The organism is Streptomyces sp. NPDC102283 (assembly GCF_044766265.1).
Classification (GTDB): Bacteria; Actinomycetota; Actinomycetes; order Streptomycetales; family Streptomycetaceae; genus Streptomyces.
In genome coordinates this window covers 208,725-221,619 of sequence record NZ_JBIWLQ010000007.1, presented here as the reverse complement: position 1 = coordinate 221,619, position 12,895 = coordinate 208,725, and the positions used below count along the sequence as shown (strand labels likewise).

General features: G+C 70.0%; 12 protein-coding genes. 2 read left to right on the top strand and 10 right to left on the bottom strand.

The window, feature by feature from the left end:
- Positions 1 to 71 precede the first annotated feature (71 nt).
- From ACIRJT_RS16420 to ACIRJT_RS16395, 6 genes are all read right to left on the bottom strand, one after another.
- Positions 72 to 512, bottom strand: coding sequence for a GPW/gp25 family protein (locus tag ACIRJT_RS16420; protein ID WP_403909465.1), 441 nt, complete (start codon positions 510 to 512; stop codon positions 72 to 74).
- A gap of 8 nt (positions 513 to 520) precedes the next feature.
- The gene (locus ACIRJT_RS16415; RefSeq protein ID WP_215111400.1) at positions 521 to 811 is read right to left on the bottom strand and encodes a PAAR domain-containing protein; all 291 of its coding nucleotides are present in this window, start codon (positions 809 to 811) and stop codon (positions 521 to 523) included.
- Between the two features lie 38 nt (positions 812 to 849).
- Positions 850 to 2,823, bottom strand: coding sequence for a VgrG-related protein (locus ACIRJT_RS16410; protein ID WP_403909462.1), 1,974 nt, complete (start codon positions 2,821 to 2,823; stop codon positions 850 to 852).
- On the bottom strand, positions 2,823 to 3,647 hold the full coding sequence (locus ACIRJT_RS16405) for a LysM peptidoglycan-binding domain-containing protein (protein WP_403909460.1): 825 nt from the start codon (positions 3,645 to 3,647) through the stop codon (positions 2,823 to 2,825). The genes ACIRJT_RS16410 and ACIRJT_RS16405 overlap by 1 nt, the downstream gene beginning before the upstream one ends.
- A 5-nt stretch (positions 3,648 to 3,652) precedes the next feature.
- Positions 3,653 to 4,090, bottom strand: a complete 438-nt coding sequence (locus ACIRJT_RS16400; RefSeq protein ID WP_018488496.1) for a phage tail protein — start codon at positions 4,088 to 4,090, stop codon at positions 3,653 to 3,655.
- Positions 4,091 to 4,157: 67 nt separating this feature from the next.
- Positions 4,158 to 4,580: a hypothetical protein gene (locus ACIRJT_RS16395; RefSeq protein WP_403909457.1), complete on the bottom strand. Its 423-nt coding sequence runs from the start codon at positions 4,578 to 4,580 to the stop codon at positions 4,158 to 4,160.
- Between the two features lie 964 nt (positions 4,581 to 5,544).
- Here ACIRJT_RS16395 and ACIRJT_RS16390 point away from each other — a divergent pair.
- The gene (locus tag ACIRJT_RS16390) at positions 5,545 to 5,697 is read left to right on the top strand and encodes a hypothetical protein (protein ID WP_403909454.1); all 153 of its coding nucleotides are present in this window, start codon (positions 5,545 to 5,547) and stop codon (positions 5,695 to 5,697) included.
- 390 nt (positions 5,698 to 6,087) lie between these two features.
- Here ACIRJT_RS16390 and ACIRJT_RS16385 read toward each other — a convergent pair whose 3' ends face one another.
- The 4 genes from ACIRJT_RS16385 to ACIRJT_RS16370 all read right to left on the bottom strand — a co-directional run bounded on the left by ACIRJT_RS16385 (position 6,088) and on the right by ACIRJT_RS16370 (position 8,766).
- On the bottom strand, positions 6,088 to 6,231 hold the full coding sequence (locus tag ACIRJT_RS16385) for a DUF6760 family protein (RefSeq protein WP_007457431.1): 144 nt from the start codon (positions 6,229 to 6,231) through the stop codon (positions 6,088 to 6,090).
- Positions 6,228 to 6,683: a hypothetical protein gene (locus tag ACIRJT_RS16380; protein ID WP_403909451.1), complete on the bottom strand. Its 456-nt coding sequence runs from the start codon at positions 6,681 to 6,683 to the stop codon at positions 6,228 to 6,230. Before ACIRJT_RS16380 ends, ACIRJT_RS16385 begins: the two co-directional genes overlap by 4 nt.
- Positions 6,683 to 7,126 (bottom strand): phage tail protein, encoded by a 444-nt coding sequence (locus ACIRJT_RS16375; protein ID WP_018960795.1) that lies wholly within the window; start codon positions 7,124 to 7,126, stop codon positions 6,683 to 6,685. Before ACIRJT_RS16375 ends, ACIRJT_RS16380 begins: the two co-directional genes overlap by 1 nt.
- 62 nt (positions 7,127 to 7,188) lie before the next feature.
- Entirely contained in the window at positions 7,189 to 8,766 is a 1,578-nt protein-coding gene (locus ACIRJT_RS16370; protein WP_403909447.1) for a phage tail sheath family protein, read from the bottom strand.
- Positions 8,767 to 9,486: 720 nt separating this feature from the next.
- Between ACIRJT_RS16370 and ACIRJT_RS16365 the strand changes: the two genes are divergently transcribed.
- Complete coding sequence (locus ACIRJT_RS16365) at positions 9,487 to 12,879, top strand: hypothetical protein (protein WP_403909444.1); 3,393 nt, start codon at positions 9,487 to 9,489, stop codon at positions 12,877 to 12,879.
- The last annotated feature ends 16 nt before the right edge of the window (positions 12,880 to 12,895 follow it).

The following is a 12,895-nucleotide window of genomic DNA, read 5'->3' as shown; positions in this document are numbered from 1 at the left end:
GCCTTCGTGTGCGCCTTCCCGCGGGGCTCCGTGTGTGCCTTCGTGCGGGCCTTCGTGCGGGCCGGGCAGGGTCATGCGCCCGCCTCCTCGGCGTCGGCCGATGCCTCGGCGGACTCGGCGTGCTGCGGGATCACGTAGAACGGGAAGACGAGGTTGCGGGGGTCGTTCGCGCCGCGCACGGTGTAGCCGATGTCGATGTAGAGGACGCCGTTGTCCGCCTCGTCGAACCGGACGACGACCTCGGTCACCTCGATCCGGGGCTCCCACCGCTCCAGCGCGAGCCGCACCTCGTACGCGAGCTGCCCGGCGGTCCCCGCGTCCGCCGGGGCGAACACGTAGTCGTTGACCGCGCAGCCGAACTCCGGCCGCATGGGCCGCTCCCCCGGCGAGGTCGCCAGGATCAGCCGGATCGACTCCTCCAGCTCGTGCTCGCCCCGCACCAGGGCGATGGAACCGGTGGCGTCCGTGCGCGGCGGGAACGCCCAGCCCGCGCCGATGAACTGCTGTCCCATGGTCCGGCTCACCCGCCGATCAGTACGGTCGGGCAGCCGGAGAGCACCGGGGAGCCGCAGCCCGCCAGGTCCCCGACACGGGCGGCCGGCTGCCCGCCGATGAACACCGTCGAGCTGCCGGGCGGTGCGAGGACCGTCGGCGGATGGGCGGCGGGCGAGGAACACAGATGGGCGGTCCCGACGGTGGCGGCGGGCTTCCCGCCGATGAGCACCGACAGGACTCCTGGCGGCCCGACCGTGCCGGGATGGCCCGTAGGGTCGCCGACCCGGGCCGCCGGAGCGGCTGTTGCGTCGGACATGCTGTGCACTCCTCCCGCACGTGATGAATGACTGGTCGTCAATTGAGCTTCACCATGGGCGCGTTGATCTTCACCGAGCCCCCGCTCCTGATCTCCGTGCCGCGGCTTCCGTCGACCGTGACCTCACCGCCCCGCACCTCCACCGGGCCCTGCGCCGCGAGACCGACCTTTCCGGTGCCGCCGTCCACGGAAACGCCCTTCCGCGCGGTCAACGTGACGCTCTCACCTGTCAGTTCGAGCGCACCTCGGCCGGCGTCCAGGGCGACGCCGTCGGCCGCCCGGATGGAGACCTGCTCCTTGGCCTCGATGGTCACGCTGCCGTCGCTGCCGATGACGATGGCGGTGCCCTTGCGGTCGAGGTCGATGGTGAGCTTGCCGTCACCGGTGCGGAGCCGGACGCCCTGCGGTCCGTTCGCCGCGTCCAGCAGTTCCAGCTGGTTTCCGCTCTTCGACGCGAAGGCGCGGCGGTTCACCGCGCCGGTGGTGGGATCGACGAGTTCGTCCCCGCCTCCCGCGCCTCCTGCGCCTCCTGCGCCGCCAGAAGCACCGGTCGCACCAGGGGCGCCGGAAGCACTTGATGCACCAGGCGCACCGGGCGCACCGGCGGCTGGGCTCCCTCCCCCGCCTCCACCCCCCGGCCGGTCCTGCCCGTTGTACAGCCCCGCCAGGACGTACGGCCGGTCCAGATGCCCGTGCTCGAAGCCGACCAGCACCTCGTCACCCACCTCCGGGATGAACGCCTCGCCGCCCCCCGTACCGCCGGACTGCGCCGTGCGCGCCCAGTCGCTCGCGTACTCGTCGGAGAGCCACGGGAACCGCACCTTGACCCGCCCGGACCCCTCCGGATCCTGCGTGTCCGTCACCGTCCCGCTGACCAGCCCCGCGCACCGCGAACTGCCCGCCGCCGCCGGGGAGCCGCCCGTAAGCCCGAAGAGCGACCGCTCCTGCTGCCCCGACACGGTGATCCAGGTCTCGTACCCGCGTACGGCGTCGAAGACATGGCGCGAGGTCGTCACCGTGTACCGGCCCTCGAACGGCGCGCCCACCGCGTTCAGCGCCACCGCACTGCCCGCCCGCACCTCCGGATTCCCCCGGATCACCGCCTCCAGCTCCGCGAACGACCCGGCGATCCGCTCCGCCAGCGCCTTCGCCGCCTGGTCGACCTGGGCCTGCGTCCCGTACGCCGCGTCGGTCACCACGAACCGGGCCTCGCCGAACGGGGCCGACACCTCCGCCGCCGTCACCCCCAGCTCCAGCGTCGCGGACGCGCCCGCCGGGGCCCGGCCCACCAGCGGCTGCTTGGCCCGGACGTCCCAGCCGCGCACCTCCACCTCGGAGACCTGCTCGGCGGCCGAAACCCCGGCCCGGCAGCGCAGCAGATTGCTGCCCAGCTCCAGGACGAGCGGGTCGCGGTCGGCGCGCGCCGAGGCGTCGGGGGCGGCGCCCGCCTCCGCCGGCTTCGTGATGTGCAGCTGCCCGTCCCGTACGTACGCCTGCGCGCCCGCCTCCTCCGCGAGGCCGCGCACGAACTCCCAGTCGGTGATGTTGGGTTGGGCGATGTGTTCCAGTACGGGCCCGGCGATGTCGACCGGGCCCGGCTTCAGCCCGGCACGCTGGGCGACCTGGCCGCAGATGTCGGCGAGGGTCATGTTCTGGTAGCTGGCCACCCGGCGGCCCCGGAACAGCCGGTGCGACTCGTCGAGCCCCCGGACGACGGTGAACGTGCCGGACTCGTCGAGCTCCACCTCCAGCGCGGTGACGACTCCCTCCAGCAGCGGCTTCGGCTCGGTGCCGCCGCCCGCGCGGGCCAGCAGTCGGGCCTCGGTGCCGATCTTCAGCCCGGCCTGCTCCAGCAGCACCCGGTCGGGGTCCCGGAACCGCAGCAGGAACAGGTCGGGGAGCGTACGGCTGTCGTCGACATAGCCCTCGACCAGCGTGTTCACGAACTTCGCGGGCAGCGGCGTACCGCCGAACTCCACCGTCAGCGCCGTGGAAACCCCCTGCTGCGCCATCAACCCCGCCCCCTGCCGCGCCCGGCCCCGGCGACGTCCCGGCCCGAGGAGTCCCTGAGCCGGGCCAGCTCGTCCAGGGCGGGCAGCAGGAGCTGGGTGCCGGGCGCGAGCCGCATCGGGTCGTCGATCCCGTTCGCCTCGGCGATCACCCGCCAGGCACCGGGGTCCCCGTACTCCCGGTGGGCGAGCGAGGGCAGCGAGTCGCCCGAGCCGACGCGGTGGACGCGCCGGGCGGCCAGCGCGCCCGAGGTCGGGTTCTGGCCGGGCGTCTCGCCGCTGATCTCCTCCATGGTGACCTGGCAGACCGCCCGGATCGGCACCCCCGACGTCGTGAACAGCGTGTATTTGGCCGCGACTTGACTCACGTAACCGGGAAATCCCGTCAGCCCGCCCCAGTGGAAGACGACCCACGGCGGGGACGACCGCTGCTGCTGCCGGGTCTCGTCCGTCGGCACACAGCACGCGAAGAGCTGCTCCACCGAGGTGACGACCCGGGTGTCCTGGGTGTCGCTGGCGTCGAAGAACATCTCGACGGTGAGCTTGCTGGGCTGCGAGCCCTGGTACTCCGGCGGGCCCGAGCTCTTCGCCCCCTTCGCCGGACTCCGCTTCCAGGAAGCCGCCTTGGTCAGGCTCAACTCCTTGGGGTTGAACTGGAAGTCGATCCGCCCGCACGGCCCGCCGGGCGTCAGCCCGCCCCCGGTCGGCGGGGTCCGCAGCTCCAGGTAGGCGTGCTCCAGCTTGGGCCGCGCCGAGCCGCCCTTCGCCGCCGAGGCCACCCCCGACGTACCGGCCGCACTGAACGCGATGGGACCCGCACCGCTCATCGCCCTCAGCCCTCCATCACGTAACCGTGGTGCGCGATCTCGATGGTCTCCATCGCGACCTTGGGCGACTCGGGCGTGAACGAGGGCCCGGTCCACCGCACCGGCACGACCTCCAGCAGCCCCCACTGGGCGACCTTCTGCCCGTCCCCGGTCCGCGCCTCGATGTGCGCGGTCTTCCGGCTGAACCCGGTGGTCATCGTGGCGAACCAGCGCGCCACCTTCTCCGTCTCCCGGGTGAGCGGCCGGGACAGCTTCACGTTGCTGTACTTCAGCCGGGTCGGCAGCTGCCACAGATGCCCGTTGTTGCCGCCCTCCTCCCGGGTTTCGAGGACCACTTCGCAGCCGAGGCCCTCGCACGTGTTGAACGACCCGAGCTCGATGTCGTCGATGGTCACGACGAAGCAGACGCTGACGGCGGGGTCGCTGTCCTGGGCGGTGGCCATGACACGTACCTCTCAGTTCGGTCGAGCAGCCGATCGGCCGGGCTCATTGCGGGCTTCAACCCGGTGGTCAGTGACGGGTGTTGATGAGATGACCGGCGCGTTCGCGGTCCAGCCGGAGATCGTTCTTCAGGAGTCGGCTGAGCGGGGCGTACAGGGCCCGGACCAGCTCGTCCGTGACGGCGGGAGCCTCCTTGCCGTCCTTCGGGGCGCCCTCGGCTCCGCCCCCCGTCTCCGCCCCGGGGACGGGGCCGAGCTCCGGTTCCGTTACGGGGTCGGGCTCGGGCGGCGGCGGTTCCTCGACGGCCTCGGCCACCTCGGAGTCCCGCTGGACGACCGGCCGAGAGGTGCCGGAGAACGGCGCACCCCCGAAGACGACGCTGCCGTCGGCCATCCGCTGCGCCACCCCGGCCGCCACCGCCACGGCACCGGCCGAAGGCAGCCGACGCCCACTGGCGGAGCCCGGCAGGGAACGCGCCACCGAAGCCGGCACGGGAGGCCCTCCGGCTGCCCGCCGCTGAAGGGACGCGGAGGCCACGGGGGGCACGGAGTCCGCGGAGGACGATCCGGCGGGGCCGGACAGCGGGGGCGCGGGCCCCACGGAGACACCGGGCCCGGCCAGCGGCCCCCCGTCCTCCGCCCCGGTCCACCGGACCGGTACGCCCTCGGAGGGCGAGGCGGACCCGCCCGGATCCGGCGCGGCCTCCCCGCCGGGCCCGGAACGCGACTCCGCGGCACGCTGTACGTCGATGTTCCGCGGGACCAGGGGCCGATCGCCCAGGAGGGGGGCGACGGGGCCGCTGTCCGCCGGGGCGAGCGGGGCGGGAGACGCGGACGACGGACCGGAAACGGCAGGCGGACCGACCTGCGACCGCTGAACGGAACTTCCGGTGCCCCCGCTACCCCCGATATCCACGGAAACCCCGGTACCTCCGATCCCCCTGGCCCCACCCGCACCACCCGCACCACCCACGAAGCCCTCATCGCCCGTACCGCTCACATCACTCACATCACTCGCAGAAGCGGGCGCCTCCACTCCAAGATCACCGGAACGGCTCAGGGACGACTCCCCCACCAGCGGATCGTCACCGAGCAAGGGAGCGACGGGCTGGTCCGCCCCTCCCGGCGACACGGCATCGGACGGGCCTGGCACAGCCGGGGCACCAGGCGGAACCTGCCCCCCGGGGGCTTCCGGGCTGGAGGCGGCCCGCCGCTGGGCGGTCGGCGGCAGACCGGGCAGGGGCGCACCGAGCCCGGGTGCCCGCCGGGGCCGGTCCGCCCCCGGAGGCGTCACGGCCCGCTGAACGCCGACGCTGCCGGAGGCCGGGGCGGGCGTCGGGTCGGGCGACGGAGCCGGAGGAGTGGGCTCCGCCACGACGGGCCGCTCACCCACCAGACGTTGTACGGGCAACTCCTCCCCGCCCCCGGGACCGCTCTCCGCCCCGGAGGAGGACGTCATGGCCGAGTGCTCACCGCCGTACAGACGCTGTACGGGTACGGGTACGAGCGCGGGTACGGGCGCGGGCACCATCCCCGGCACGGCCTCGGGCCCGCCCACCCGCCCGAAGCGGGTCACCGCCTCCCGCATCGGCATGTCCACGGACCGCTGAGCCGCGACGGACGACGGCGACGGCGACGGGGTGGACTCCGCTACACCGACCCCGCGCACCAGCCCGGCCGGAGCGTCAGGGCTCACCAGGTGCCCGAGCGGGGTGCCGAGCGCGGTGTCCTGACGGGTGGCGAGCGAAGACTCGAACTCCGCGGGTCCCACGGTCAGTTGCTGCCCGGACACCACACGCTGGATCGGCTCCAGCCGGTTCACGTCGACCCGTTCGCCACGATCGGCCACGGGCACGGGCACGGACGCGGGCGCGGGCGCAGGGACGAGGGCGGGCGCATCGCCGGAGCGGTCAGCACCGCCGCGGCCGCCCCGCAGCCAGGACATCAACCCCATGAGCTCCTCGTCCTCCCCTGCACGGTGTGTCGCGCCCGGCCGGCGGCTAGTGCCCGTTGAGGCGGGCGACCTGCGCGACGAACTTCAGGCGTTCCGGATGTTCCAGGTCCAGCAGATCGTCCAGTGGCCAGTGGAAGTGGTAGGCGAGGTACGCGACCTCCTCGTAGAGCAGGTCGGCCGCGTACGTCACGATTCCCCCAGGCGGCCACCGGCGAGATTCACCGCGAACTCCTCGTCGCAGGACGGGCAGGTGACGGCGGCGCGGGTGTGACCCTCGGCGTTGATCCGGCGGTAGAAGTCCTGGAGGAAGGCCAGGTCGGAGGCGAACAGATCCTCGATGACACCAGGGTGGATGTCCTCGACCGTGCCGATGCGCGTCACGACCCGCGAGATGAGGACCACCGACAGATAGGCGGAGTTCTCCCTGACCCGGTCGTCCCGCAGGGGGACGAGTTCGTCGCGTGCGGTGGCCAGGCGCATCACACCGGTGCGGTGGACCGCGCCCGAATCGTCGACGTAACCACGGGGCAGCTCGAACCCGAACTCCGTACGCAGCGTCTCCTGCCGGCCTCCGGAGCCGCCCCGGTCCCCGGCCGCGGCCTCGACCTGATCCGGGCTCCGGTACTGGACCGAGCGGCGCATCAGTCGAGTTCCATGGCCTCGTAGGTGATCGCCAGTTTCTCGGTCAGCACCGAGGTGTCGCCGGCCTTCAGGGTGCCGATCTCCAGGGACTTCGGCCAGGCGTTGATGAGCTTGTAGCGCTTGATCGGCAGGCCTTCGTAGTCGTAGACGATGACGGCCCCGTTGCGGCGGGCGTTCGTCATGCGGCCGAACCGCGAGTCCTTGATCCACCGCTCGAAGCTGTTGTCCTCGGTGAGCCCGCGCGTCACGGTGACCTCACCCGCCTTGGGGCGACCGGGCAGCTTCTTGATGGCGTACTTGCCGTCGAAGGTGTTCTGCTTCAGCTCGATGACGTCCTGTTCCATCTTCAGACCGCTGACCTCGGTGATCTGCTTGATGATGACGCTGTCGAATTCGAGGCCGAAGGAATGCCCGACGGAACTGTCGAGATCGGGAAGTGGCACAGCAGACTCCTTACGCCGGACTCAGGAACGGGCTGTCAGCGACCAACGGGGGCGGCGGCCGGTCATTCGTCGACACCGCCGCTGCCGCCGGTCAGCTGGGAGAGCCGGAACACCACGAACTCGGCCGGTTTGACGGGGGCGACCCCGATCTCGCAGATGACCTGACCCGCGTCGATGCTCTCCGGCGGGTTCGTCTCGCGGTCGCACTTCACGTAGAACGCCTCCTCGGGGGTCAGCCCGAACAGCGATCCCTTGCGCCACTCGTTGACGAGGAACGCCGAGACGGTGCGCCGGACACGGGCCCACAGGGCGTCGTCGTTCGGCTCGAAGACGACCCACTGCGTACCGGCGAGGATCGACTCCTCCAGGTAGTTGAAGAGCCGCCGGACGTTCAGGTACCGCCAGGCGGGGTCGGACGCCAGAGTCCGTGCGCCCCACACCCGGATGCCCCGGCCGGGGAAGGCGCGGATGCAGTTCAGCCCGATCGGGTTGAGGAGGTCGTGCTCGCCCTTGGTGAGCTGGGTCGCCAGCGCGACGGCTCCCCGGACGACCTCGTTCGCCGGGGCCTTGTGCACGCCCCGCGTATCGTCGTTGCGCGCCCAGACCCCGGCGATGTGCCCGCTGGGCGGTACGAGGGTGGCGCGGCCGGACGCGGGGTCGGCGACGCTGATCCAGGGGTAGTAGAGCGTGGCGTACTTGGAGTCGAAGTTGGCCTGCCCGGTGCGCCAGCCGCGGATCTGCTGCGGGGTGAGCCCGGGCGGCGGGTCGAGGATGGCCACCCGGTCGCCCATCAGCTCGCAGTGGGTGATCAGCCCCTGCTGGACGGCGATGACCGACTCCAGGTCGAGCAGCCCGCGTTCGTACGCGCTCATCAGGTCGGGCACGGCGATCATGGTGACCTCGTCGACCGCTTCGAGGCCGCCGAGCCCCGTACGGCGGTCGGCGTCGCCGACGTACACCTCGGGGGCCATCGCACCGGAGCTGCCGGCGGCGGGGGCGGCCGGGGCGAGGACCACCGTCTGCGGCGCGGGCGGGGCGGGGGCGGCGCCGCGCCCGGACTCCCGTACCTCGATCAGCTCGGACTTGGCGTTGACGCGGGTGGCGACGTTGTCCTTGCTGCGCTTGGTGGTGACGGAGGGGTATGTCTCCACAACCTGTCCGTCGCGCTTCACGAGGAACCGGAAGACGTCGGCGGGCGGATCGTCGCTCTCGACCGGGGCGACCTCCACACTGATCTCGCCGCTCACGCCGGGCCGGGGCCGTACGGCGTAGGGCCCGACCGGGACCTCGGCGCCGACGGGCAGCTCGCCGGTCTCACCGGCTTCCCCGGTGTCGCCCGCCTCGGCCCCGTCGGCCCCGATGTGAGCCGCCGTCGTGCCGTCGTCGACGCGGACGACGTAACAGACCCCGCCACCGTTGGCGAAGAAGCCGTAGACGGAGGAGGCGAGGTAGGTGCCGTCGACGAAGTCGCCGAACGTGGCGACGAACTGGCTCCAGTTGGTGATCAGCGTCGCCTCGTCGAACGGGCCCTTCTGGGCGAAGCCGACGAAGGCGGCGACCGAGGTGCCCACCCCTTCGATCGGCCGGGACCCGGACTCGACCTCTTCGACGTAGACGCCGGGGGACAGGTACGACGGCATAAGGGCCTCTCCTCGACACACTCCTGAACGCACTGCTTGAAGGCACTGCTTGAACGCACGGCTTGAACGCACGGCTCGACCGGGTGACGCGGGCCATTCTCGTCACGGGGGCGATCACCGGGAACGGACGGTCGGCCGCCCCGCCGCGCATCGAGGGCTGCCCGATGAGGCAACGCGACCGCGCCGCGGATGCCGCCCCGCCGTGCCCCGCACGCGGTCCGCGCGCGCTGCGTACGTCCCCGGCTTCCCCGGCACGGTGGCAGCCACCACGCATGCACCACATCCGGGCGGCCTCCTGGCCGGCGGGAGCGGGAGAGGCGGGAGGGGCGGCGGATGAAGGCGGTTCCGGAGAAGCCTTCCGCCACGCCACCGCGTCACGACGCCGTGCACGCCCCGCACCTCGACGCCGTGCACGCCCCGGATCACGGGACGGCCCTCGAACTCTCCCGCTCGGAAGCGCCGCGCACAGAAGCGCCGCATACGGAGCGGGCGACCACGGCCCCGTTCCCCGACCGCCGCTCCATCCAACGGCTGCAACGCATGGCGGGGAACGGGGCGGTGTCGCGGCTGGTCGCCCAGCGGTACACGGCGCCGGTGAAACCGTCCCCGGCGCAGTCGGCCCGCTTCCGCGGTGTGAAGGCCGACGTGGCGGGGAAGAGGACCCGGCTCGCCGCGCACGCCCCGGCGGCAGCGGAGTCGAAGGCCTCGCAGGACGCGGCGGTGGCCCCGCCGGACGACAAGGAGGCCCAGGGCAAGACGGCGAACGCCGAGAAGATGAACGCGGCGAAGCCCGGGGAGTTCGACAAGAGGGCGTTCATCGACGCGGTGAACAAGGCGATCGACTCCCAGGCCCCCAAGAACCTCGACGAGGCCGACAAGTTCGCCAAGTCCGGCAAGGCGGACCAGGTCAAGGCAGAGGTCGACGGCAAGGTCACCGACGGCAAGGAGACCTCCGCCAAGGACATCGACACCGCCACCAAGGCCCCGCCCGACACCTCGGCCGCCAAGGACAAGGAGGTCACCCCGCTCTCCCCCGACCAGGCTCCGGGCAATCCGGGCGCACCGTCCGCCACGGACGCGGTGCCCGAGAAGCAGCCCGCGGCCGTCACGGACTTCTCCGAGGGGCCGGCCGAGAACGACAAGGCGATGGCGGACGCCGAGGTCACCGAGGAACAGCTCGCCAAGGGCAACGAACCGGAGTTCACCGAGGCGCTGTCGGCGAAGAAGACCTCCGAGGCGGACGCGGCGAAGGCCCCCGCGAAGGGGAAGGCGGCGGAGGACCAGCAGCTCTCCACCGCCAAGGAGAACGCGGCAGCTTCCGGGGCCCAGGCGATGGCGGGCCTCACCGCGACCCGGGCCACCGCCGGCAAACAGGTCGACGGCGGCAAGAACGACACGAAGTCGAAGGACGAGAAGAAACGCGCCGAGGTCACGGCGAAACTCCAGAAGGTCTACGACGGCACGAAGAAGGACGTCGAGGACACCCTGTCCGGCCTGGACAAGAAGGTGGACACGGCGTTCACGTCGGGCGAGAAGTCAGCGCGGGACGCTTTCACGGCCGACCACAAGAGCCGGATGAAGAAGTACAAGGACAAGCGGTACTCGGGCGTGCGGGGCAAGATCCGCTGGGTCAAGGACAAGTTCGCCGGCCTGCCGAAGGCGGCGAACGACCTCTACCAGGAGTCCCGCAAGCTCTACGTCTCCCGCATGCAGACGGTCATCTCCTCGGTCGCCGACATCATCGGCGCCGAACTCGGCAGGGCGAAGGCCCGCATAGCCAAGGGCCGCACGGAGCTGAAGGCCGAGGTCGACAAGCTCCCCGCCGACCTGAAGCAGTTCGGCGAGGAGGCGGCGAAGGACTTCGCGGGCAAGTTCGACGACCTGGAAGCCACGGTCAACGAGAAGTCGGAACAGCTGGTCCAGGACCTGGCCCAGAAGTACACCGCCGCCCTCAACAAGATCGACGAGGAGATCAAGAAGCTCCAGGAGGCCAACAAGGGCCTGATCGACAAGGCCAAGGACGCCATCGTCGGAGCCATCAAGACGATCAACGAGCTGAAGAACCTGCTCCTGGGCATCCTCGCCAAGGCCGCCTCCGCGATCATGAAGATCATCAAGGACCCGATCGGCTTCCTGGGCAACCTGGTGAAAGCGGTCGGCGCGGGCCTGAACCTCTTCATCACGAACATCGCCGACCACCTGAAGACCGGCGTCGTCTCCTGGCTGCTGGGCACAGCGGTCAAGGCGGGCCTGGACCTCCCGGCCAAGTTCGACCTCAAGGGCATCATCCAGCTCATCGGCTCGATGCTCGGCCTGACCTGGGACAACATCCGCACCCGCGTCACCCGCAAGGGCGTCCCCGACGAGGCGATGAGCGCGGTCGAAACCTCGGTCCCGGTGGCGAAGAACCTCGCCGCCGAAGGCCCGGCCGGCGCGGTCAAGGAGATCCAGGCCGAGACGGGCGACCTCAAGGCCACCATCCTCGGCAAGCTGACGACCTACCTGATCCCCACGGTCCTCATCGCGGGCATCACGTGGATCATCTCCCTGCTGAACCCCGCCTCGGCGTTCGTCCGCGCGGTCAAGGGAATCATCGACATCGTCACGTTCATCGTGACGCAGGGCGCGCAGATCGCGGACTTCGTCAACGCGGTCCTGGACGCGGTCATCGCCATCGCCAACGGCGGCCAGGCCGGCGTCCCCAAACTCATCGAAGCCGCCCTCGCCTCCAGCGTCCCCCTCCTGATCGGCTTCCTCGCCGCCCTGCTGGGCATCGGCGGCCTCGCCAACAAGGTCAAGTCGGTCTTCCAGTCGGTGTCACGACCGGTCACGCGAGCCATCGACAAGATCGTCGACTTCATCGCGAAGAAGGGGAAGTCGCTGTGGAACAAGAAAAGAAAGGTCGATAAGAACGACGAGACTAAAAGAAGGAATGGGGACGAAAACAAAGAGCCGGGAAAGGGTTCGAACCCGGCAACCGACATCGCCCTACCATCCACGCCTTTTGCCACTCGCGACGGAGAGAGGCATAAGGTACTTTTCGCGGGCCGTGGCACTTCGGCGGAGTTGAAGGTACACAGCGTCGAACAACGGATCACCGAGTTCTTCGGGGCGTGGGACACAGAAGTTAAGAATATGCCCGAGACAAGCCCAGCCAAGGCGCAACAGGGTGAGGCATTGGCCGCCGCGATAGCGAAGTCCGATGACGTAGGAAAAAGAAAGGATGCGTTGGGCAGAAACGGCGCGCCCAGCGCAGGACGCCAGCGGGACTACGACCTGCTGGTCGCGGACATGAAGGACCTTGCAGCTCTCCTCGCCGTCCGAAGCCCCAAGCCTCCACTCCCTCCTCCTGTGCTGCCGCCATTCTCTAACGGTGTGCTAACTACCGGGTTCAAAGCGCATTACCTGCCCAAGGATATTGCGAGCATCCACCCGGGTCAGCTCGCAGACGCAAATAATGGCGCCACGCTGCGCGGGTGGAGTTTCGTCAGCTTGAACAGCCTCAACCCCTCCAAAAATGCAGTCTGGGTGAAGATGCATCTACTGCCCTTCCCTCTCGGCGGGAAGGCTACCGATTCCAATCTGGTAGTGGCCCGTGGCACGACGAACACAACCTTCCACTTCGGGGTCGAAGACCCTGCGGCAGAGGCCCTTAGGGAAGGGCGAGAGGAAATGATCTGGTACGAGGTCGACGTAAGCACGCACACAAATCCCGACGGCTTCCTCGACACCATAACGGTGCGCTGGGCTGGCTACGAGGTCAAGGACGGTGCGTGGGAACCGAAGAATCCTAGTACCGCAAAGAAACAAGAACTTACGTCGAGCCCTCAGACGGCACCAAGCCTCACCGGGCGAAACCCGCTGATACTCGACTCGATCGGCAAGCGCGGCTGGAAAGGTCTCAGTAACGCGATTTTCGGATCGAAAACATTCGAATCATTCTCTCAGATGGTGATCGATGAACTCAAGAGCGGCGGGACCTTCACCAGCACCACCAGTCTGAGACTCAGGCTAATAGCCGCCGACTCCCGACGCTCAAACGGAATCGACGGAGTTACAAATAAGATAGACACCCTAATCGACGCAATAAACCAAGGACGCATTAGCATCTAAATCAAGGAGAATGGAA

What these genes read in the sequence shown, in the direction of transcription:
- ACIRJT_RS16420 (WP_403909465.1), bottom strand. Translation starts at nt 512, where the DNA reads ATGGGACAGCAGTTCATCGGCGCGGGCTGGGCGTTCCCGCCGCGCACG.
- ACIRJT_RS16415 (WP_215111400.1), bottom strand. Translation starts at nt 811, where the DNA reads ATGTCCGACGCAACAGCCGCTCCGGCGGCCCGGGTCGGCGACCCTACG.
- ACIRJT_RS16410 (WP_403909462.1), bottom strand. Translation starts at nt 2,823, where the DNA reads ATGGCGCAGCAGGGGGTTTCCACGGCGCTGACGGTGGAGTTCGGCGGT.
- ACIRJT_RS16405 (WP_403909460.1), bottom strand. Translation starts at nt 3,647, where the DNA reads ATGAGCGGTGCGGGTCCCATCGCGTTCAGTGCGGCCGGTACGTCGGGG.
- ACIRJT_RS16400 (WP_018488496.1), bottom strand. Translation starts at nt 4,090, where the DNA reads ATGGCCACCGCCCAGGACAGCGACCCCGCCGTCAGCGTCTGCTTCGTC.
- ACIRJT_RS16390 (WP_403909454.1), top strand. Translation starts at nt 5,545, where the DNA reads ATGGCCGAGTGCTCACCGCCGTACAGACGCTGTACGGGTACGGGTACG.
- ACIRJT_RS16380 (WP_403909451.1), bottom strand. Translation starts at nt 6,683, where the DNA reads ATGCGCCGCTCGGTCCAGTACCGGAGCCCGGATCAGGTCGAGGCCGCG.
- ACIRJT_RS16370 (WP_403909447.1), bottom strand. Translation starts at nt 8,766, where the DNA reads ATGCCGTCGTACCTGTCCCCCGGCGTCTACGTCGAAGAGGTCGAGTCC.